Here is a 20,956-nt window from a genome sequence, read left to right as displayed (position 1 = left end):
ATTCCCCGTTGCCTACGGCAGGGAAGTCGGCTCAGCCCCCTTGTACTTGCTGCGCAGGATGACTATATCAACCCGGCGGTTCAACTGCCGGTGGGCTTCCGAATCGTTCGGCACTCGGGGGCGGTATTCGCCGTAACCCACGGCGGAAAGGCGCCCGGGTGGGAAACCGGCCGTGCGGATCAGTTCCCTCACCACCGCCGTGGCCCTGGCCGCGGACAGTTCCCAGTTGGAAGGGTAGAGCTCCGTGTGAATGGGCAGATTGTCCGTATGCCCCTCCACGCGGATGTAATTGGGGGTCTTCAGCAGAACCGGAGCCACCGCGGCAATTATCTCCCTCGCCCGGGGAGTCAGTTCGGCTGAACCCAGCCTGAAAAGGACTTCCTCCTGAAAGCTGAGGACTATGCCCCGCTCTTCAATGGTAGCCGAAACCCTGGCTCCCAGGCCCTGGGCCTGTACTTCCCGCATCAGCTCCCTGCGGATGTTCTCCATCTCCGCCCGGTCGGCCATATCCTCCTGCAGACCCGCTTCCGTTTCCGTACCGCTGATCCCGGGGACTACCGAAGGCCCCAGGTTATCCAGAACAACCCCGCCGCCCCCCATGGCCTCACTTAAAGATTCGGCCAGCATGCGGAACTTCTTGATATCAATCTGGCTTAAGGAATACATGACAATAAAAAAAATCAGCAGCAGGGTAATCATATCGGCATAGGTGATCAGCCACCTTTCCATGCTGCCGTAACTGGTTTTGCGGCTGTTTCTTTTCACGCCATAACCCCCTTTTTACACATTTCACCTGCCGCCTCAAATACACTTCCAGTATTCTCCTCAAAAAGGAAACTTCCTCCCGCAAAAGTTTTTTTGACGACAATTTTCTTACTGCCTCAAGAGCCCGGCAAAATGTCCGAAAATTTTATATAAGAAAACTGCGCACGGAGGGATAGAATGTGGGTAAATTGCGCCGCCAGCTCGTTCTATTGACTTCCGCCCTGGCTCTGCTGGCCGTGGCGGCAACGCTCCTGGCAGGCTGGTTGGCCCGGGGCAGCGTGCCCGCCACTCTGGCCGGGGCAGCAGCAGGGATTCTCCTGGCCGGAGTTCTGGCAGCCTTCGCCTTCGCTTCCCTGCAGGCCACCGTGAACATGGTTATCGTCAACACAGACAAGGCCATTGCCGGTGACCTCACCGGAAAGATTGAGGACCGCCATTTCGGCTGGGGAGAAATAAACAGGCTGGTAACAAATATCCGCAAGGTTTTAAAAGGCGTGCACAAGTGGTTTGGCCTGGTGCGGGAGTATTCGGAGCGGCTGACCGCCGCCACCGCCCAGATCACTTCCGGCACGGAGCAAATCAGCACCGGCAGCCAGGAACAGGCCGGGCAGGTACAGAAACTTCTGCAGGAAATTGAGAACCTGGCCCAATCGGCCCGGCAGTCGGCGGAAAAAGCCCGGCAAACGGCAGATGTGGCCCGGGAGACAGACCTGACCGCCCGGCAGGGTGGTCAAGCGGTGGACAGGGTTATCGAAAGCATGAATCTGATCCATGAAAAGATCAAAACCCTGGATGAAAGTTCCGCCCGCATCGGCCAGTTCGTTCAGGTGATTGAAGATATCGCCGCCCAGACCAACCTCCTGGCCTTAAACGCAGCCATTGAAGCAGCCCGGGCAGGAGAGCACGGCCGGGGGTTCGCGGTGGTGGCCCAGGAGGTGCGCGAACTGGCGGAAAACTCCGCCCGCGCCACCCGGGAAATCACCCAGCTGGTGGCCGGCATCCAGGGAGCCGCGGGGGAAAGCGTGGCGGCGGTAGAGCGGGGCCTGCAGGTTACCGGGGAAGTTCAGGAAGCTTTCCGGAACATCGTATCCCAGATCGAACGCACCGTGGAGAGCATCGAGGAGCTGGCTTCCGCCTCCCAGGAACAGGCGGCCAGCACGGAGCAGATGGTGGGGGGAGTGGAAGCCATTGCGGCTGTCGCCGAACAGGCGGCTGCCAGCTGCCAGGAGACGGCCGCCATTACCGGCGAGCTGTCCGGCCTGGCCGACAGGCTGAAATCCGTGGCCGAGATCTGGAAATTCAACCAGGACGGAGGGGAAGACAAACGCAAGGGCGGGCCTCACGTTGATGCGCAGGAGCATAAAAACGGTGCGGCATAAGCAAAAGGCCCGGAATGCCGGGGGCCGGCGGGATCTCCCACACCGGAACGAGCACCAATGCGGCCCCGGGTTTACCCTTTTAAGTCCCGGCCTTTCGATCCGGCCTTTTCCGGGGAGAGTGCAATTGTTAACGCCCGGAGATCAGGCTGCCGGAGGGAACACTCGACCCCGCCGCGGGCTGCCTGACGGCAGAACACCTCCACCACGTGCGGGTCAAACTGGGTGCCCGCACAGCGGTACAGCTCCTGCAGGGCTTCGGAGCCGGATTTTGCCGGCCTGTATACCCGGTGCGAGGTCATGGCGTCGTAGCTGTCCGCCACCGCCAGGATACGTGCTCCCAGGGGGATTTCTTCCCCTTTCAGCCCCGCGGGGTAGCCCCGGCCGTCGTAACGCTCATGGTGGTAGAGTACCAGGCGGCTGACGGTTCCCATTTCTGGAATGGGGGAGAGAACGTTAAAGCTGTACACCGGGTGGTTCTTCATCTCCTCCCACTCTTCACCCGTGAGCCTGCCCGGTTTGAAGAGAATACCGCCCGGCACCCCCATTTTGCCAATATCGTGGAGCAGGCCGGCAGTATAAATTATTTTTTGTTCTTCCTCCCCCATCCCCAGCCAGTCCGCCAGCAGTGCGGCCAGGGAAGCCACCCGCCCCGAGTGAAGCCAGACAACTTTCAACCGGGCCTCCAGCATCCTGTACAGTGCTCCAACCACATGCACCAGGGAATCCACCGGGATCACCCCAAAGAAGTTTTTCAACTGACTGCTCAGGTAAAACAAAAGCTACAGGGAGAAAAGTACTTTCCCTGTAGCCACTTTTCTCCCCTGCAGCCCAGCCGTCATAGTTCTCCGCATATAGCGTTCTGCGGGAAACCTTAGACCTGTGGCTTTGCGTCCCCGGCTTTCGCGCGGGTTTGCCCTCCGGGAGCCGTTTGATGCCCCTCCGGTTTTGCATCTTTGCGGTTGAGACCTTTTTTAGATCTTAAACTCGTTGGCCGCTGACTGCAGCCTGGCCGCAATCTCCGCCAGCTCCTGGGTGGCCCCGGCCACCTGCTGGATGGTGGAGGTCACCTGCTCGTAGCTGGCAGATAGCTGCTCTACCCCCTCACCGGTCTGCCTGGCGCCTTCGATGATTTCTTCCACCAGCTCGATGTTTTTCCCAACGGCATCAATAATATCATCAAGAGCCTCGCCTGCCCGGGAGGCCAGGGCCACGCCTTCCTGTACTTCGGCAGAGCCGTGCTCCATGGCTGCTACGGCCGCTTCCACCCCCGCCTGGATCTGGCTGACCAACCGGCTTATCTCCCCGGCGGCTCCAGCCGATTGTTCGGCCAGCTTCCTTACCTCTTCCGCCACCACAGCAAAACCGCGGCCCTGCTCGCCGGCCCGGGCCGCTTCGATGGCTGCGTTCAGGGCCAGCAGGTTGGTCTGGTCGGCTATGCCGGTGATGACGCCGGTAATGTTACCGATGCGTGCCGAGAGCTCGCCCAGGCTCCGGATGGACTCGCCCATGCGCTCGGCAGAAGCAGCAATGGAGTGGATCTTACCGATTGTCTCTTTCACCGTCTTTCCGCCGCTTTCGGCCACGGCAACCACCTTCTTCGACTCACTGGAGGTGCGGCTGGCATTCTCCAGGCTCTTTTCCGCCGTTGCGGCCACCTCGCTGGTGGTACTGGCCAGTTCTTCCACGGTTGCGCTGACCTGCTGGGTGGAAGCAGCCAGCTCCTCGCTGTGGGCAGCCAGGGTTTGAGCCTCCCTGACCAGGCCTGAAAGCAGTTTTCTTACACTATCCTGCAGCCGGTCCACGGCCAGGGCCAGCTTTCCTATCTCGTCCTTCATACGCAGGATTTTTTCCGGCACCGGCCGGGTAAAGTCACCGCTGGCTATGAGCCCCAGATGGTCCACCATTTGCACCAGGGGTGAGGTAATTCTGCCGGCCATCATTAAGGTCAGCCCCAGGGCAACAAGAATAATCAGCAGCGATAAAAGTAACATGGTATCCTTTAACACCGCTACCCTCTCCAGAACCTCGGCAGTGGGAACATTGATGCCCACAGACCAGCCGGTAGATTTAATGGGGGCAAATCCCACAAACCTTTCCTGCCCCTGGAAGACGTACCGCCCCACGCCTTCCTCCCCTTTCGCCATCCGGGAAACCACCGCTGCCAGCTCCTTCAGGGAGGAGTCGGTTCTGGCCTGCTCGATGAAATTCTCCTGGGCTGCCACCCGGGTAAATTCCTTATGGGCTATGACCTTGCCTGTGTTGTCCACGGCAAAACCGTAACCCGTGCGCCCGTAATTGATGGAAGAAACCAAAGTGCTCATCTTGCTGCCATCCATAACCCCGATAACCGCGCCGTTTACCTCTCCAGTGGCATAATGGCGAACCGGAGCGGAAAAAACAAAGACCACAGCATTATCCAGCCTGCTGACCAGCGTGCTGGAAACGGCGGTCTTTCCTTCCAGGGCCGCTTTGAAATAATCCCGGTCGGCAACCCTGGCCTTACTGCCATCGCTGAAGAAAGCATTTCCTTCCCTGTCGGCAATGCCCAGTTGTTTGAAGCCCAGGCTTTCCGCCCTTTTCCACTCCTCGCGCAGGGCCTGCAGTTTTTCCTCCAGAGTGGCCTCCCGGCCACCCCACCTGCCGCGGATGACGTTCCTGCTGGCTATGCTTTCAACCGCATATATTCGCGCCTGGATACGGTTGTCCAGTGTTTCGGCAGCCTGCCTGGCCGTCTTAAGCAGGGCCTCCTGGCTCTGTTCCTGCAGGGCCTGTTCGGCGTAATGCTCGCTCACCAGCCCCAGCACCAGGCAACCCATGAGCACTATAAAGCCGAAGAAAACAGCCATTCTGATCCGCAGGCTTCCCGCAAGCTGTCCCGTAAGTCTTCCCTTCATCCCTGTCTGCAGCCGCCCCTGCACCGTGACGGCAAGCAGGAACAGCGCCGCCAATCCTCCTTCCTTACAATTTTGCTTCTTCAGGCAGTAACCGGAACCGGCAGATCCCGTTTAAGGGTATAGAAACAACCGTTCCCCGGTCTTAAACTTCTATATTTTTATTTCGGCATAATTCAGGGTTACTTGAGCCCGCTGCCAGAGCTTATAGCCTTTTTTTAAACCATAAAAATAGCCGGCAGTTGTGACGGCCGGCTTTAAATAAAACGCTAAAATAATTTTAGTTGCTGGTGCCCTAAACCACCAGCTCATCGGCCAGCTTCTTTAGCCGCGCGGATACCGCCGTCAGCTCATTCACCGAAGCGTTGATTTCCTGCGACGAAGCGGCCTGCTCCTGCACCGCGGCAGACAACTGGGTAATTGAATCCGTCAGCTCCAGAACGGACTGCTGCACCTCCTGCAGGGTCTCCAGGATTTCCCTGGCCGAGCGCTGGGTATCCTGGGATAACTTGCGTATTTCCCCGGCCACCACGTTGAAACCCCGCCCGGCATCGCCCACCCGGGCCGCTTCGATGGCCGCGTTCAACCCCAGCAGGTGGGTTTGCTCGGCAATTTCCTCGATGAGGTTGACAATGCCGTCGGTTTTCTTGATTTCATCCCTGATCTTCTGCGCGCTGCTGTTCAGGTTTTCCGTTGTTGCCGCCACTTCTTCCGAGGTGGCGGAAAGGTTGGAGGTAGCCATGGCTATCTGGTTGATCTGGCTGTCCATTTCCTGCGACATTGCAATCAGATTTTCCTGGCGGGTGATGGGGGTGGTCATGCCAATGGTGCCGATTACTTTACCTGTACCGGGATCGGTAATGGGGTAGGAAACGCCGATGTAAGGTATGCCGTAGACCTCCTTCCCCGTCCGCCTGGCCTGCCTGCGGCCGGTGCGCAGGGTCAGGGCGGTTACGCTGCCTTCATTGATGGTGTCACCCGCCTTTAAAGAAAGGCCCACCTGACCGGGGTCGCAGTAAATATACCGCTCCAGGTCCGATACATAAATTCCCATCTCTTCCCCCAGCATCCCCTTGATAAAGGGGGCCAGCTTCAGGGCGCATTTTAAAAGGTCGGGCTCCGCCTGCTCCGCCCGGCGTTCACCCCCGTTATCGCCGGCAGCTGCAGCGGGTTCCACCGGCTCGACCGCTGGAGGTGGAGATATTTCTTCCGGTTGAGCTTTCTTGTTTTTAAATGAAAGCAGGTTCACTAAAGAACACTCCCCTTTCTTTTATCCGCAATCACATCTGACGCTGATGAGATATATCACCAACCTGAAGGAAAACAAGAACATGGGGCAGAACAGGAAGAAACAAACTGGAGGTAGAAAATAAAGCCCCCCTTCCAGGAACGCAAACAAAGAAAAAACTACAGGGAGAAAAGCATCCTGCCCCGTAGTTACTTTTCTCCCCTGCAACCCAGCCGTCATAGCTCCCCGCTAAAAAGCGTCCTGCGGGAAACCTTAGACCTGTGGCTTTGCGTCCCCGGCTTTCGCGCGGGTTTGCCCTCCGAGGTTAAACTTTATTCGCTATTTTTCTACTTATTTCATAATTAATTCTATTGAACCAGCACAATTTTCCTGTGTCAAGTAAATAATGTCATTTTATGTCGAACAGCAATAGTTTGCAGCTTCCACACCAAAACAAAAAGCCCCGTTTTCCGGGGCTCCCGTTTTTCTGGTGGGCGCGGTAGGGATTGAACCTACGACCTCTTGAATGTGAGTCAAGCGCTCTCCCACTGAGCTACGCGCCCATTTGAAGTTTTACCGTTGCAGGTGTTATTTTAACACATTTGCCGGCCGGGTGCAAGGGGGGCCGGCCTGTTTTTTTATTCCCGGACAGGCGGGGCGCACAGGTATCAGCTCCTTACAATTACGGGGCAGCCGGGAATTATTTCCTTCCCCTCCCCAACCACCGGCACCACCTCACAGGTGTTCAGGGAAGCGCACCAGTCCAGGTCGGCCGCCAGGCCCATGCTGAAAAGCTTGCGCCCGTGCAGGGAATGGTCAAAAGCTCGCCGGGGGTTGTCTTTATAGGCCAGGGCCAGGTGTAGGGCAGCCACGGCAAAGTCGGACAGATCCAGCCCGGACGCTCCGGGAGTAGAGCAGTACAACCAGCCCGGATCCGCCATTTTCACCATCTCCAGCACCACCATTCCAGCCCCCAGGGCATCTTCCAGGGAAAACTCGCCCTGCGTGCCGGCGCAGGCCAGGGTTACGTCCCTGCCCAGCCGGCAGACCTCCCGGGCCACCGCCCGGGCATTGAGCAGGCTTCCCACCAGCACCGTACCGGCTCTTCCTGCCGCAAGATTCAGGGCGCGGGTGCCGTTGCTGGTGGTGAGAACCAGCATCCTGCCGCCAACCACTTCCGGCCGGAACTCCAGCGGGGAGTTGCCGTGAGGAAAGCCGGGAATTTTTTCGCCGCCCCGTTCACCGGCCAGCAGTACCGGTATATTCTCCCCGGCCAGCCTGGCTGCAACCTCCTGTGCTTCCGCCGGGTCGACAACGGTCACCACACCCCGGCAACCATGGGCCAGGGCGGTAACTATGGTGCTGGTAGCTCTCAAAACATCAAAAACCACCGCCGTACCCCCGGCCAGAACGGCCTGTTCCAGGCTTTCAGCTGTTGGATAAAGGGTCACACGCATATTTAAACCTCCACGCGTTAATATTATACTGTTTCCTATCCCGGGCGGCAAGAAAATATTCTCCAGCGGTTTCCAAACTAATGAAAGCCCGTACGCTCAAAAGAAGGGTTTTCAAAATCATCCGTGGAAAAAATAAGTAAATAAGGGTGGCTCCCGGCGGCAGGGAGGTGCAGTGAATTGCAGCTATACCTGCGTAAAAGATATAAACACTTTGCCCGTTACCGGGAAATTACCAATATACTGGTTCGCCACGGCTTTGGCTACCTGGCCTACCAGCTGGGGTTAACCGAATTCTTAAATTTTGGCCACCGGTACAGGCTGCGCCGGCGGCTATCCGGCGAAGGAGCCCTGACCGTCAGGGAGCAGCCTTCACCACCCGAAAGATTGCGCCAGGCCCTGGAGGAACTGGGCCCGGCTTTTATCAAGCTGGGGCAGGTGCTTTCCACCCGTTCGGACCTGCTGCCCCCGCAATACATTGCGGAACTGGAAAAGCTTCAGGACCAGGTACCTCCCTTTCCCTTCGCCCAGGTAAGGGAGCGTATTCAAATGGAGCTGGGCGCCCCCCTGGAAGAAATATTCGACCACTTCGAAGCAACTCCCCTGGCTGCCGCTTCCATCGGCCAGGTTCACAGGGCAAACCTCCGGGATGGCAGGCCGGTGGTGGTAAAAGTTCAGCGTCCGGGCGTCGAAAAAACGATTTTGACCGACATTGAGATTCTTCACGACGTTGCCCGCCTGGTGGACAGGCACGGCCCCTGGCGGGAACTTTACCGTTTTGAAGAGATGGTAGAAGAGTTTGAAAAATTCCTGCGGGAAGAAATGGATTTTACGGTGGAAGGCCGCCATGCCGAAAACTTCCGGCAGCTCTTTGCAGGGGACAGTACCGTCTATTTCCCGGCAGTTTACTGGGATTATACCACCAGCAAAGTATTAACCATGGAGTTTGTTGAGGGGATAAAATTAACCCACCCGGAAGAACTGGCCGGCAGGGGGATCGACCGGAAACTGGTAGCCCGGAATCTGGCCGGTGCTTTACTGCGCCAGATCCTGATGCACGGCTTTTTTCACGGCGACCCCCACCCGGGAAACCTGGCCGCCCTGCCGGGTGGGAGGGTGGTTTTTATGGACTTCGGTATCGTGGGACGCCTGGATGAAGAGACCCGGGAAAAAATAGGCAACCTGGTTCTGGGTTTGCTCCGGCGCAATACCGCCCTGGTGGTAAGAGCAGTGGAAGAACTGGGTGTTGTGCCGCCGCATGTGGATCGTGCCGCCCTGCAGCAGGATATTGATGCCCTGAGAAATAAATACTATGAAATCCCCCTGAGCAGGATCAGCCTGAGTGAATCCTTGAGAGATATTATGGGAGTAGCTTTTAAATACCGGATCCGGGTTCCCACCCAGTTCACCCTGCTGGTAAAGTCTCTGGTTACCGCAGAGGGCGTGGTTGCCCAGCTGGACAGGGAATTAAGCATGGTGGAGATTGCCCGCCCCATGGGCAGGCAACTGCTGGCACGCCGGTTCAGCCTGCCCGGAATAAAAAAAAGGCTCCAGAATTTCCTGGAAGACTACTGCGGGCTCCTTTCCGGGTTACCCCACCGCCTGGACAGAGTGCTGGAGCTGGCTGCTGCAGGTGAATTAAAAATAAAAGCGGTTAACCCGGACCTGGACCGTATGATTGCCCAGCTCAATGCCATGGTCAACCGCATGGTTCTGGGTATCCTGCTGGGTTCTCTGATCGTGGGTTCTTCCCTGCTGATGGGAAAGGGTTACACCATCCTCTGGGGCCTGCCCCTGGCAGAAGCTGCTTTTATTGGAGGAGGGGTACTGGGTTTAGCCCTGGTTTTTTCCATCCTGCGTTCACGCAAGTTTTAGCTCACCGGAGGACGCAGGCCCGGGATCATGAGAACCATCAGGGCCAGGAGCAGTACAAAAAAGATAAACCTGCGCACAAAGGCACCTCCCGTTAACAGTACCGGTCACGGTTAAGATTTTACCTTAAAAGTGTGTCATTTCTACTTAATTTTTGTTAAATTTTTATTAAATATTCTGGTCAATAAAAAACCCTGCCCGCGGCAGGGTAAACATGATGTTCTAATTTGTCTCTAATAGGTAAAGGTGAAACTATCCAGGATCAGGCTTACGGGGCGTGATTGCAGCCAGCTATTGGGCACCCAGGATTCAAAGAAGTACAGCGCCCCATTGGTGGGGTCAACGCCATTCAATGCGTCCAGGGCAGCCCGCCTGGCTTCCTCGCTGGCCGGGCGGTTAATCCAGCCGTTTAAAACGGGTTCGAACTGGTAAGAACCCGTTTCATCCACCTGGTAGATAACCCCGGGAATGGAATTGGGGAAAATACCGCTCCTTACCCGGTTCAATACCACCGCCCCTACGGCCACCTTGGTAAGGTAGGATTCGGAATCAGCCTCCGCGGTAATCAACCGCGCCAGGAGGTCTACATCGGAACGGCTATAATTAACGGGACCCGAGCTGATGGTACCGCGGCTTACCGGTGCCGGGCTTGTCCCTGCACTGCGGTTGCCGGGGATAACCAGCTTTTGCCCCGGGTAAATTATGTCGCCGGTCAATCCGTTGGCTGCTTTTATCGACTGATAAGTTAACCCGTAACGCAAGCCAATGAGGTAAAGGGTGTCTCCGGGCTGAACGGTATATGTACCCGGGCTTTCATCTGGAATATAAAGCTTCTGCCCCGGATAGATGAGGTCACCGTAAATACCGTTGGCCCGGCGCAGGGCGTCCACAGTAGTCCCATAAGCGCGGCTGATCAGGAACAGGGACTCGCCGGGACTGACTGTGTGGGTGGCTGCTGCTGCAGCACCTACAGGCAGCAGTAAAAATATGGCCACCACCGACAAAAGGTAACGAAAGCCGGTGAAAAACTTGTCCATCCTTTCCCCTCCTCGGGCCTCCGGGGTTAGCTGATGGGTTTGGGTAGAGGGTACACCCTTCCACGCGTCCTTCCCTCACCTCCTCTAAACGCGTGGATTCACCCCGCTCGGGATAGAGATTCCCCCGTACCCCGCCTTCTGCATGCGGGGATTCGGCCGCTGGTAATTCTGTTACCAGTTAGTAATTATATAGAACAAAACCGCCGGCGCCAAGTGACAAATTATGCCAGGTTGGCAGCTTCCCCCCTGGCCCTCAAAAGTTGTTTTTAAACTTACCCCTACCTGTATTTCCCCAGCCTTGCCCTGATCCTGGCATTAATCTGCTCCATCAAAAAAATGGTATTAAAAACATGATGCAGCTGAATGGCAATACTTTCCACCGGCCGGTCCAGGTTAACCAGGTGGGGCTCGATAACCAGCTCCACGCCATAAATGGATTCCATCCGCTTTTTAAAGGCCTGCAGGATGGCTTCCCTGGTGCCCGCATCACCCACCTCCAGCCAGGGAGTGGAAGGAAGAATATCTTCTTTTTTAACCATTTCTTTAATTAAGACCAGCAGATCCTCCTGGAATTGTTCAAAACCGGGTCGCCTGACTGCCGTCATAAAATCCCCCCCGTATATTACGAGAGTCTGGATTTTATTTCCAGAGCGCGGGCGCCAATGGAGCTGGGCTCCAGAACCAGCGCCCGGGCCGGGATACCGCTTTCCCGGAAAGTATCTTTCATTACCCGGGCAATAAGCTCCATATTGCTGTCGGCCAGGGCAATTATGCTCGGGCCGGCGCCGCTCAGGCATACCCCCCGGGCTCCGGCCAGGCGGGCGGCTGCCAGCACTTTCTTCATCCCGGGTACGAGAGAAGCGCGGTAAGGCTGGTGAAGCCTGTCTTCCATGGCGGTGGCCAGCAGATCCAGCCGGCCCTGCTGCAGGGCTGCCACCAGGAGGGCCGCCCGTCCCAGATTAAAAACGGCATCCCCCAGGCTGACATGCTGGGGCAGAACCTCCCGGGCCGCCCTGGTACTCAGCTGGAAATCCGGTATCACCACCACCACCTTCAGGCCGGGGGGCGGGTCTATCTTAACGTAACGCACCTCCCCCTCCACGATGGCGGAAATAATAACGCCGCCCAGGAGGGCTGGAGCCACGTTGTCGGGATGGCCTTCCAGCTGCGAGGCCATGGTGAGCAGTTCCCGGGGGGAAAGCTTGTTTCCGGAAAGCACGTTAGCCGCCACCAGGCCGCCCACGATGGCTGAAGCGCTGCTGCCCAGCCCCCGGGCCACGGGAATATTGTTGAGCAGGCGGATGCGCAGTCCCGCAGGGACAAAGCCCACCTGTTTGAAGAGGTGCATGGCCGCCCGGTAAACGATGTTGCTTTCGTCCCGGGTTATATCCTGAACCCCTTCCCCGTGCACTTCAATGCTCAGGCCGCTGGACACCTGTGCCATCTCGATAATGTTATAGAATTTTAAGGCCATACCCAGACAATCAAACCCCGGACCCAGATTGGCCGTAGTGGCGGGCACCTGTACGCGAACCATTTTTATTCACCTTCTACCCGGATGCAGCAGTCTATCCGGTCCACCGAACTCAAGCATTCCACCAGGCGCAGGGCATCCTGCAGGTTTTGCTCCCGCACCCGGTGGGTTACCATCACGATCTCCGCCCTGTCACCATCGGTGTGTTTCTGAATTACCGAAGCCAGGCTGACCTCCTTATCACCGAAAGCGTAGGCAATGGACGCCAGCACTCCCGGCCTGTCGGAAACCGTCAGGCGGATGTAATACTTGCTTTCCGCAAGGGCCATGGGTTTGACCGGCTTTTCCTCGTAACAGGTGCAGCCCATAAAGGCCGGCACCCGGTGGACTATATGGCGGGCGGCATCCATAATATCGGCCACCACAGCACTTCCCGTGGGCAGCTCCCCTGCCCCCCGGCCGTAAAACATCACATCTCCCACCGCATCACCCCGGATAAAAATGGCATTAAAAACATCGTTAACCGAAGCCAGGGGGTGATATTGGGGGATCATGGTTGGGTGTACCCGTACCTCCACGCCTTCCGGTGTTTCCTTGGCAATGGCCAGCAACTTGATGACATAATTTAACTCCCGGGCGTAGGCAATATCCCTGGCCGTAATTTTACTTATGCCCTCCACGTAAACATCATTCAAAGTTATCCTGGAATTAAAGGCAATGGAAGCCAGGATGGCCAGCTTGCGTGCCGCATCCAGCCCCTCTACATCGGAAGTGGGGTCGGCCTCGGCATAACCCCTGGCCTGGGCCTCCCTCAATACCTGGTCAAAATCCATTCCTTCCAGGGTCATCTTACTCAACATATAGTTGGTTGTCCCATTAATAATACCCATAATTTCCTGAATCCGGTTGGCCGCCAGGCACTGTTTGAGGGGGCGGATAATGGGAATTCCCCCGGCAACGCTGCCTTCAAAAAAGAAACCCGCCCCGCTGGCCCCGGCAGCGGCAAAAAGTTCTTTACCGTGCAGGGCAATCATATCCTTGTTGGCCGTAACCACACTTTTGCCCCGCTTCAAAGCATCCATAACATAATCCAGCGCCGGGTGAATGCCTCCCATTACTTCCACAATAACATTAATTTCGGGATCATCAATTATATCCTGATAACTATCGGTAAGCAGGGCCGGGTCCACCTGGATGCCCCGGTCCCTGGTCAGGTCGCGGACAAGGATGCGGGAGATTTCTACTGGCGCACCAACCCTTTGCGCGATGTTTGCCGCATTGCCGGTGAGAATGCGGTAAACCCCGCGGCCAACCGTTCCCAGACCTAAAAGCGCTACTTTAACCGGCTGCAAGAAATCCTCTCTCCTTCCTTCCAGCACTTGTCCCGGATTTGGATATGAATATTTTATCATCGCCTGCCGGTTAAGGGCAAACAAAAAACCGGCCCGGGACCGGTTATTAAATAATTATGCAAATGAGCCCGCCACTTCCTTCGTTAACAATACGCTGAATGGTCTCCTGCAGTTTTGCCCTGGCATTTTCCGGCATGCGGTACAGTTTATTCTGTATTCCTTCTCTAACCAGATCGTGAACCGACTTGCCAAAAATCTCCGATTGCCAGATTTTCTGCGGGTTGGATTCAAATTCATTGAGCATGTATCGCACCAGCTCTTCACATTGTTTTTCCGTTCCAATTATAGGTGTTATTTCGGTAGCAATATCCGCCCGGATCATATGAATGGAAGGAGCTGTTGCCTTCAATTTAACCCCAAAACGATTACCCTGGCGAATCAGCTGGGGCTCTTCCAGGACCATTTCGTCCAGGCTGGGAGTTACCACACCGTAGCCCGTTTCCCGTACCTCTGTCAGCGCGTGGGCCACCTTATCATACTCGCGTTTGGCAACGGCCAGCTCTTTAACCAGCCTGAAAAGTTCATGATCCCCGCTGATACTGAAGCCCGATTCATCGCTCAGCACCTGGAAGAAAAGCTCCTGGGGTGAGGTTATTTCAATGGCTGAAACCCCGGTGCCCATATCCATCCTGGTAATTTTAACGGAAGAAGCAAAGTCGTATTCCCCCAGTCTTTCCACCGCGCTATTGATGTCACGCAGGCGGCGCACGTTCTGGATGGTTTCACGAACCGATTCTTCTACCTTCTGCCTCAACCAGTGGCCGCTGTCCAGCTCCTCCACCCACTGGGGAAGCACCACATTAACCTCATTGACAGGGAATTCCATCAGCACAGTTTCCAGAATAAACAGGGCGTCCTGCTGGGTCATCTGCAGGCAGTCCACCGGTAAGACAGGCACATCGTATTTCTCGGCCAGCTCCTCGGCCAGGCTCACCGTCTGGGGATCGAGGGGATGGGTGCTGTTCAGCAGTACCACAAACGGACGGTTAATGTCCTTGAATTCGGTAATGACCCTTTCTTCAGCTTCCACGTAATTCTCCCGGGGTATATCGGTTATACTCCCATCCGTTGTGACCACCACGCCTATGGTGGAGTGGTCCGTAATTACCTTGCGGGTACCGATCTCCGCTGCCTCCTGGAAGGGAATAGGCTCTTCAAACCAGGGCGTTGACACCATCCGCGGGCCGTTCTCGTCCTCATAACCCAGGGCACCTTCAACCCGGTAGCCCACACAATCCACCAGGCGCATCTTCACCACGAGGTTGGGTGAAATGGTAATTTCCACTGCTTCGTTGGGTACGAATTTGGGCTCGGTTGTCATTACTGTCCTGCCGGCACCGCTCTGGGGCAGTTCATCCTTGGCCCGCTCCCGGTCGTAAGGGTTCTCAATGTTCGGAATCATCAGCAGTTCAGCAAAACGCTTGATGAAAGTGGACTTGCCCGTGCGCACGCCGCCACTGACGCCCAGGTAGATATCGCCGCCGGTCCGTTCCGCGATATCCCGGAAGATATCCACTTTCTCCATGATGTATTCCCTCCTTAACAAAGGTTTTTCGGCCGGAATCCACAGGACCAGTTTATTCCAATGGCATACATTAACAATATATATATATTAAGACCCCGGCAGATTAATAACCGGGGTAAATATTTTTGTGAACATTCCGGCAGGTATTTTAATCAGAAAAAATTGGTTTTTAAAAAGGATTTTTGCCAGCACTGTCGAATACAATCCACGTCATCTCAAAAAGTTGTCAGAGAGGGGAGTGATGCATGCAAAAATTACCTTACCCGCCCCTCAGGAACGGGCGGTGGTGGCTGGTTCTTCTCCTGAGTTCCTTAATGCTATGTCTGGTTCCTTCAATTTCCTGGGCCAACCTCAAGCATACGGTAGCAGCCGGGGAAACACTTTATGGCTTGAGCCAGAAATACGGGGTTACCGTAAATGCCCTGCAGGCAGCCAATGGTATCAGCGGGCATTTAATCTACCCCGGCCAGGTGTTAATTATCCCCGGCCAGAGTACAGCAGGGTCGTCCCGGAACAACGTGGTAACCGGGAACGGCAGCGCCTCTGACGGGGTTAGTAAATATACGGTTCGTCCGGGAGATTCTCTGTATGCCATTGCCCTGCGTTACGGTGTAGGAGTGGAGGCATTAAAGAAAGCCAATAATCTTACTTCTGACCTGATTTACCCCGGGTGGGTTTTAATATTACCCCGGGGCAGCCAGGAAGCCAGCAATGCTGCAACCCGGGTCTCCCGCAGTGGTACGGGCAGCATAAGAGCGGTGCTGGCCACGGCCGATTCCCTGCTGGGAAGTCCCTATACCTACGGGGCCAGCGGCCCCGGGGCCTTTGACTGTTCAGGTTTTACCAGCTATGTCTTCCGGAAGGCAGCGGGGATAAACCTGCCCCATAATGCGGCTGCCCAGGCCCAGCTCGGAAAGCGGGTGGAGCGAAGCGACCTGTCACCGGGAGATCTGGTCTTCTTCAGCTACTACGGCAGCGGGAACATTAATCATGTAGGTATATATGTGGGCCAGGACCGGTTTATTCATGCTTCCACCAGCCGGGGAGTAATTTATTCTTCCCTTAATGATTCCTATTACGCCGCCAATTACAGAGGGGCAACCAGAATCCTGCCCGGCTAAAAAATATGCGGCCCCTGGCAGCGGGCCGCGGCGATATAGTCTGAAAGCCCGTTTCCTTAAAAACGGGCTTTCGAGTTTAAACGACCGGGAGCGACGACTAAAACCAGGACACATCCCGGAAATAATTTGCATACACGCTGAGCCCGCTTTTGGCAGCGGGCTTTTTCATTTGAGCTATTGATAGTTTTTCTCGCGCAACTGCACTGCAGCCAGGGCCACCTCTTCCATTTCCCGCCTGCGGCCCCTGCTCATCAGGTTGATCACCGCTTCCCGGGGAGGCATTCCTTCAAAAAGCACCCGGTACATCTGCTCGGTAATGGGCATTTCCACACCGTAACGGCCGGCCAGGCGGTAGGCCGCCCGGGTGGTCCGCACCCCTTCCACCACCATCTGCACCGCGGATATTGCCTCGGATAGGCTTTTCCCCCGGCCAATCTCAATCCCGGCCCGGCGGTTACGGCTGTGCATGCTGGTACAGGTGACAATCAAATCCCCCACGCCGGCCAGGCCGGCAAAAGTCAGGGGATTGGCACCCATGGCCAGACCCAGACGGGTAATTTCGGCCAGGCCCCGGGTCATCAGGGCCGCCTTGGTATTATCACCAAAACCCAGCCCGTCGGCAATTCCCGTACCCAGGGCGATGATATTTTTCAAAGCTCCTCCCAGCTCCACCCCGGCCACGTCGGGGTTGGTATAAACCCGGAAGCTGCCCGTCATAAAAAGTTCCTGGGCAGCCTCAGCCGCAGCCATATTCCGGCTGGCAACCACCACTGCAGTTGGCATCCCCCGCCCCACTTCCTCGGCGTGGCTGGGACCGGAGAGGACCACATAACGGCTGTTATTTTCCTCCCCGGCTTCCCCGGCAAAAACCCGGGAGAGAGGCAGGAGGCTATCTTCCTCAATACCCTTGGCCGCATTGATCAACAGCGCCCGGGGAGACAGATAGGGAAGCGAAGCCCGCAGGACTTCCCGGAAAGCATGGGAAGGGACACTGTAAATGACCGCCCGGGCATTTTTAACCACCGCGGAAAGATCCACATTTACCTGAACGCCGGGGGGCAGGTAAACTCCCGGCAGGTAACGGCTGTTCTGGCGTTCACTGTTAATTTGAGCGGCCAGGCCCGCCCGCCGTGCCCACATCTCTACCGGTATTCCTTTGCCGGCCAGGAGCACGGCCAGGGCAGTGGCCCAGCTGCCGGCGCCCAGAATGGCCACTTTTTCATTCACCACTGCCAACCCTTTCCTTTAACGAATTTTGGATTCAGTACCTGCCAGCAGCCGGCGGATGTTGGGTATATGCTTGTATACAGCTATAACCGCCACCAGCAGGGCAAAGAACAGGTGTTCACGGGGCCGGCCCAGCAGGAGCATCCAGAGGGGCATTGAAACGGCAGCCACGATGGAACCCAGGGAAACGTAACCGGAAGCCACCACCACTAACGCCCACAGTCCCAGGGCCAGAAGGGCCGCCACCGGCGCCAGGCCCAGAAAAACCCCCAGCCCCGTAGCTATAATTTTACCCCCCCTGAAACCCAAAAACACCGGCCAGCTATGACCGGCAATTGCAGCCAGACCGCAGGCCAGTTCCAGACCTCCCCCCCCCAGGTAACGCCCCAGGAGCACGGCTAAAAGTCCCTTACCGGTATCGCCAATAAGAGCAATGGTGCCTGCTACCGGGCCCAGGTTGCGCCAGACATTGGTGGTACCTATATTACCGCTGCCGTACTTGCGAATATCAATCCCCCGGATTCGTCCCAGCAGGTAGCCCACAGGAATTGAACCAATCAGGTAGCTGACCACCACAGCCAGAACAGCCATTTTCTCCCCCCTTTTTCTTTTTCAATCCCGCTGCCGCAGGATGAAACGGATGGGCGTACCTTCAAAGCCAAAGGCTGCCCGGAGCTGGTTCTCCAGGTAGCGCAGGTAAGAAAAGTGCATCAATTCCGGGTCGTTGACAAAGAGGATGAAAGTGGGTGGCTTTACCCCGCTCTGGGTGGCATAAAATATTTTCAAGCGTTTGTTCTTAGCGGCAGGCGGCGGGTTTCGTAAAACAGCATCCCTGATCAGCCTGTTCAAATCTGAAGTGCCGATGCGCAAACACTGCTGTTGGGCCACCAGGTTCACCATTTCCAGAAGCCTGGATATCCGCTTCCTGGTAAGTGCAGAAACGAAAACTACCGGGGCGTAGGTCATGAAGGCCAGTTCCCGGCGAATAAGTTCGGTAAACCGCTGGTAGGTATGGCTATCCTTATTCACCAGGTCCCATTTGTTGACCACCAGCACGCTGGCCTTGCCCTGTTCATGGGCATAACCCGCTATACGCTTATCCTGATCGGTAACCCCTTCCAGGGCATCCAGCACCACCAGGGCTACCTCGCAGCGATCTACGGCCTTGAAAGAGCGAATCACACTGTACTTCTCCACAGCCTCTTCAATGCGGCTCTTCCGCCGGATGCCCGCCGTATCCACCAGGATGTAGCGCTGCCCTTCCCGCTCAAACCAGGTGTCAATGGCATCCCGGGTGGTCCCGGGAATTTCGCTGACAATCACCCGCTCTTCTCCCAGAATGGCATTGACCAGGGAAGACTTGCCCACATTGGGCCGCCCGATAACGGCAATGCGAATGGTGTCCGCTTCTTCTTCCTCCCCGGTTTCGGGTGGCAGAACCGATACCAGGCGGTCCAGCAAATCCCCGGTATTCATTCCCTGTGCCGCCGAAACGGGGATGGGCTCGCCCAGGCCCAGGCGGTAAAATTCCGCCAGCTGGCCCGGGCGCTGGAAATCCTCCACCTTGTTGGCCACCAGCAATACCGGTTTCCTGGTTCGGCGCAAGAGGGCAGCTGTATCCTCATCTGTGCTGGTCAATCCCGCCCGGGCGTCCACCAGAAAGAGTATGACATCCGCTTCCTCTATGGCCAGCTCAACCTGCCGCCGCACCTGACGGGGAATGTCACCCGATCCTGCAAAATCCAGTCCACCGGTATCCACCAGGGTGAAGACGCGCCCGGCCCATTCCGCATCCCGGTAGAGCCGGTCGCGGGTTATCCCGGGTTCATCTTCCACAATGGCGACGCGATTTCCCACCAGGCGGTTAAAAAGGGTGGATTTTCCCACATTTGGACGGCCTACAATTGCTACTACCGGTTTTGGCAAGGGGAGGGCCCTCCCTTTTTCTCCGTAGTTTACTGCTGCATCAGTGATAATTTAAACAAACTTCTACCAGTCCGGCAGGTCCATCGACCACAAACACGGGGCAATCCAGTCTGGCGGACAATTCCTGCACAGTCATACCGTCGAGAAAGACCTGTTCCGGCTGGCGCACCATAACCGCAGGCAGGATTAACGCCTGCCCCCTGTCCCGGCCTTCCAGGGCTGTCACAATATCCTTCCCGGAAATAAGGCCGGCCACAGTTACCGAAGGGCCAAACAAACCGCTGGGAACGACAGCCAGGTTCACAACCAGGTTATTAACCTTATTCAGCCTTTCTACAACCGGCGCCAGGATACTTTCCGCCAGCACCCCTGTAACCACGGTCACCCTGCGTAAAGAGGGCAGCGATGGCGGCAGGGACCTGGATACCCGCTCCCATTCATCCAGAAAGAGGCGCACCAGTCCCACACCGTTTTCCGTCTGGGGAAAATCATCATAACGCAGTCCCGAGGGGATCTCCCTCCCGGCCAGCAGGTAGAATTCATCGCTGGCATAGACCATTGCCCGGGCGAAACGTTCCAGACAATGATCCTGCCACGACTGTACCCGCTCCACCACCTCAACTGCTTCTTCACGGTTAAAGGTACGCAGGGGGGTCAACCCTTCCCGGTAACGGGTAAGCCCTACCGGAACAATGGCCACAGAGCGCACCGCCGGCCAGAGGTTTATCAGGTCGCCCACCGTACGTTCCAGCTCCCTGCCGTCGTTTATCCCCGGGCAAAGGACCACCTGGGTATGCATCTCAATCCCCCCCTGGCCCAACCGCCGCAACTGCTCCATAATTTCCCCGGCCCGGGGATGTCCAAGCATTTTCACCCTCAAAGCAGGGTTAGTGGTATGCACGGAAATATAAAGGGGGGATAACCTGAGCCTGATAATACGCTCCAGATCCCTTTCCTTCAGGCCGGTCAGGGTAATGAAGTTCCCGTGCAGGAAAGAAAGGCGGTAATCGTCATCCTTCACGTACAGGGTGGGACGCAGCCCCGGGGGCATTTGATCCACAAAGCAGAAAAGACAGCGGTTCTGGCAGCGGCGGATGGGTCCCAGGCCCCCGTCAACAAATTCCAGACCCAGATCGTCGTCGAAATCCTTTTCCACATCGCAGAGCCATTCTTCACCGCCGGCTTTGAGCAGGGTAAGCGTCAGTTCCTCCTCGCAGGTTAAAAAGCGATAATCCAGGATATCTTCCACCGGCTGGTTGTTTACCGCCACCAGCCGGTCCCCTGGCTCCACGCCCAACTCCGCGGCAATACTGCCCGGGGCTACTTTTTCAATTACCAGGCCCTGTGCCGTCATCATGGTCACCTTTATAGAAAAACGTTAGAACACGTAACATTACACTGGGAAAAGTTACGCATACGTAACAGTATTATATTGTAACAACATACCAAATCGCAAGTACTGGAATGCCGCAGCTAAGATTCAGGGTAATTCGCCTTCTGTTTGTCACGGATACAGCGTGTCTTAATCTTTACATCGAGTGCAAAACTACCGGGCGCATATGCAACGCTGCCAGGTTCGCTCCGAGACAAGCCGATGTTTCGCCCGGCCCGGAGCACTGGAGCGACGAGGGACGGCCGTCACCGG

Annotated in this window: 17 protein-coding genes, 1 tRNA gene and 3 riboswitches; of the genes, 3 read left to right on the top strand and 15 right to left on the bottom strand. The window is 56.4% G+C overall.

All coding sequences use genetic code 11. The annotated features are described in order from the left end of the window. Window positions 1-12 precede the first annotated feature (12 nt). A complete protein-coding gene (locus BR83_RS0109210; protein WP_027356839.1) occupies window positions 13-765 on the bottom strand; it encodes an OmpA/MotB family protein in 753 nt (250 codons plus the stop codon). A 179-nt stretch (window positions 766-944) separates the two neighbouring features. On the opposite strand from BR83_RS0109210, the gene BR83_RS15545 reads away from it, so the two are divergent. Next, window positions 945-2,144: a methyl-accepting chemotaxis protein gene (locus BR83_RS15545; RefSeq protein WP_051618079.1), complete on the top strand. Its 1,200-nt coding sequence runs from the start codon at window positions 945-947 to the stop codon at window positions 2,142-2,144. 71 nt (window positions 2,145-2,215) lie between these two features. On the opposite strand, the gene BR83_RS15540 is transcribed toward BR83_RS15545, so the two are convergent. From BR83_RS15540 to BR83_RS0109175, 5 genes are all read right to left on the bottom strand, one after another. Beyond that, a complete protein-coding gene (locus tag BR83_RS15540; protein WP_242839657.1) occupies window positions 2,216-2,872 on the bottom strand; it encodes an HD-GYP domain-containing protein in 657 nt (218 codons plus the stop codon). A 91-nt stretch (window positions 2,873-2,963) separates the two neighbouring features. Continuing rightward, window positions 2,964-3,069: riboswitch (cyclic di-GMP riboswitch) on the bottom strand. Window positions 3,070-3,115: 46 nt separating this feature from the next. Beyond that, window positions 3,116-5,092, bottom strand: coding sequence for a methyl-accepting chemotaxis protein (locus BR83_RS0109195; RefSeq protein WP_242839656.1), 1,977 nt, complete (start codon window positions 5,090-5,092; stop codon window positions 3,116-3,118). A 238-nt stretch (window positions 5,093-5,330) separates the two neighbouring features. Further along, complete coding sequence (locus BR83_RS0109185; protein WP_027356837.1) at window positions 5,331-6,284, bottom strand: methyl-accepting chemotaxis protein; 954 nt, start codon at window positions 6,282-6,284, stop codon at window positions 5,331-5,333. 199 nt (window positions 6,285-6,483) lie between these two features. Next, a riboswitch (cyclic di-GMP riboswitch) is annotated at window positions 6,484-6,590 on the bottom strand. A gap of 161 nt (window positions 6,591-6,751) precedes the next feature. Next, window positions 6,752-6,826: transfer RNA gene (locus tag BR83_RS0109180), tRNA-Val, on the bottom strand. Between the two features lie 105 nt (window positions 6,827-6,931). Beyond that, window positions 6,932-7,720, bottom strand: a complete 789-nt coding sequence (locus BR83_RS0109175; RefSeq protein ID WP_027356836.1) for a 2-phosphosulfolactate phosphatase — start codon at window positions 7,718-7,720, stop codon at window positions 6,932-6,934. Between the two features lie 177 nt (window positions 7,721-7,897). On the opposite strand from BR83_RS0109175, the gene BR83_RS0109170 reads away from it, so the two are divergent. After that, window positions 7,898-9,592, top strand: a complete 1,695-nt coding sequence (locus tag BR83_RS0109170; RefSeq protein WP_027356835.1) for an ABC1 kinase family protein — start codon at window positions 7,898-7,900, stop codon at window positions 9,590-9,592. Window positions 9,593-9,822: 230 nt separating this feature from the next. Here BR83_RS0109170 and BR83_RS0109160 read toward each other — a convergent pair whose 3' ends face one another. The 5 genes from BR83_RS0109160 to spoIVA all read right to left on the bottom strand — a co-directional run bounded on the left by BR83_RS0109160 (window position 9,823) and on the right by spoIVA (window position 15,037). Continuing rightward, window positions 9,823-10,626 (bottom strand): LysM peptidoglycan-binding domain-containing protein, encoded by an 804-nt coding sequence (locus tag BR83_RS0109160; RefSeq protein WP_027356834.1) that lies wholly within the window; start codon window positions 10,624-10,626, stop codon window positions 9,823-9,825. A 1-nt stretch (window position 10,627) separates the two neighbouring features. Further along, window positions 10,628-10,794: riboswitch (cyclic di-AMP (ydaO/yuaA leader) on the bottom strand. A gap of 110 nt (window positions 10,795-10,904) precedes the next feature. Beyond that, window positions 10,905-11,231, bottom strand: coding sequence for a hypothetical protein (locus BR83_RS0109155; RefSeq protein WP_027356833.1), 327 nt, complete (start codon window positions 11,229-11,231; stop codon window positions 10,905-10,907). Between the two features lie 17 nt (window positions 11,232-11,248). Continuing rightward, window positions 11,249-12,163 carry a homoserine kinase gene (thrB, locus tag BR83_RS0109150; protein WP_027356832.1) on the bottom strand — a complete coding sequence of 305 codons (915 nt, stop codon included), beginning with the start codon at window positions 12,161-12,163 and terminating at the stop codon, window positions 11,249-11,251. 2 nt (window positions 12,164-12,165) lie between these two features. Next, on the bottom strand, window positions 12,166-13,452 hold the full coding sequence (locus BR83_RS0109145; protein ID WP_027356831.1) for a homoserine dehydrogenase: 1,287 nt from the start codon (window positions 13,450-13,452) through the stop codon (window positions 12,166-12,168). A gap of 106 nt (window positions 13,453-13,558) precedes the next feature. Then, window positions 13,559-15,037: a stage IV sporulation protein A gene (spoIVA, locus tag BR83_RS0109140; protein WP_027356830.1), complete on the bottom strand. Its 1,479-nt coding sequence runs from the start codon at window positions 15,035-15,037 to the stop codon at window positions 13,559-13,561. 245 nt (window positions 15,038-15,282) lie between these two features. On the opposite strand from spoIVA, the gene BR83_RS15535 reads away from it, so the two are divergent. Then, window positions 15,283-16,158 (top strand): C40 family peptidase, encoded by an 876-nt coding sequence (locus BR83_RS15535; protein ID WP_051618077.1) that lies wholly within the window; start codon window positions 15,283-15,285, stop codon window positions 16,156-16,158. Between the two features lie 174 nt (window positions 16,159-16,332). Here the strand turns inward: BR83_RS15535 and BR83_RS0109125 are convergent, their stop codons facing one another. From BR83_RS0109125 to BR83_RS0109110, 4 genes are read right to left on the bottom strand one after another with little or no spacing between them, the layout of a single operon-like run. Next, window positions 16,333-17,385, bottom strand: coding sequence for an NAD(P)H-dependent glycerol-3-phosphate dehydrogenase (locus BR83_RS0109125; protein ID WP_034635010.1), 1,053 nt, complete (start codon window positions 17,383-17,385; stop codon window positions 16,333-16,335). Window positions 17,386-17,403: 18 nt separating this feature from the next. Then, window positions 17,404-17,976 carry a glycerol-3-phosphate 1-O-acyltransferase PlsY gene (plsY, locus tag BR83_RS0109120; RefSeq protein WP_027356828.1) on the bottom strand — a complete coding sequence of 191 codons (573 nt, stop codon included), beginning with the start codon at window positions 17,974-17,976 and terminating at the stop codon, window positions 17,404-17,406. A gap of 21 nt (window positions 17,977-17,997) precedes the next feature. After that, a complete protein-coding gene (der, locus tag BR83_RS0109115) occupies window positions 17,998-19,311 on the bottom strand; it encodes a ribosome biogenesis GTPase Der (RefSeq protein WP_027356827.1) in 1,314 nt (437 codons plus the stop codon). A gap of 40 nt (window positions 19,312-19,351) precedes the next feature. Next, window positions 19,352-20,668: a DUF512 domain-containing protein gene (locus BR83_RS0109110; RefSeq protein ID WP_322786313.1), complete on the bottom strand. Its 1,317-nt coding sequence runs from the start codon at window positions 20,666-20,668 to the stop codon at window positions 19,352-19,354. Window positions 20,669-20,956 lie beyond the last annotated feature (288 nt).

The sequence above is a fragment of the Desulfofundulus thermocisternus DSM 10259 genome (genome assembly GCF_000686645.1).
Classification (GTDB): Bacteria; Bacillota; Desulfotomaculia; order Desulfotomaculales; family Desulfovirgulaceae; genus Desulfofundulus; species Desulfofundulus australicus.
Note: the sequence above shows the minus strand (reverse complement) of the source record. Positions and strands in the feature narration are given on the sequence as shown.

Coding starts and splice junctions, on each gene's coding strand:
- BR83_RS0109175 (WP_027356836.1), bottom strand. CDS start 7,720: ATGCGTGTGACCCTTTATCCAACAGCTGAAAGCCTGGAACAGGCCGTT.
- BR83_RS0109160 (WP_027356834.1), bottom strand. CDS start 10,626: ATGGACAAGTTTTTCACCGGCTTTCGTTACCTTTTGTCGGTGGTGGCC.
- BR83_RS0109155 (WP_027356833.1), bottom strand. CDS start 11,231: ATGACGGCAGTCAGGCGACCCGGTTTTGAACAATTCCAGGAGGATCTG.
- thrB (WP_027356832.1), bottom strand. CDS start 12,163: ATGGTTCGCGTACAGGTGCCCGCCACTACGGCCAATCTGGGTCCGGGG.
- spoIVA (WP_027356830.1), bottom strand. CDS start 15,037: ATGGAGAAAGTGGATATCTTCCGGGATATCGCGGAACGGACCGGCGGC.
- BR83_RS15535 (WP_051618077.1), top strand. CDS start 15,283: ATGCAAAAATTACCTTACCCGCCCCTCAGGAACGGGCGGTGGTGGCTG.
- plsY (WP_027356828.1), bottom strand. CDS start 17,976: ATGGCTGTTCTGGCTGTGGTGGTCAGCTACCTGATTGGTTCAATTCCT.
- BR83_RS0109110 (WP_322786313.1), bottom strand. CDS start 20,668: ATGATGACGGCACAGGGCCTGGTAATTGAAAAAGTAGCCCCGGGCAGT.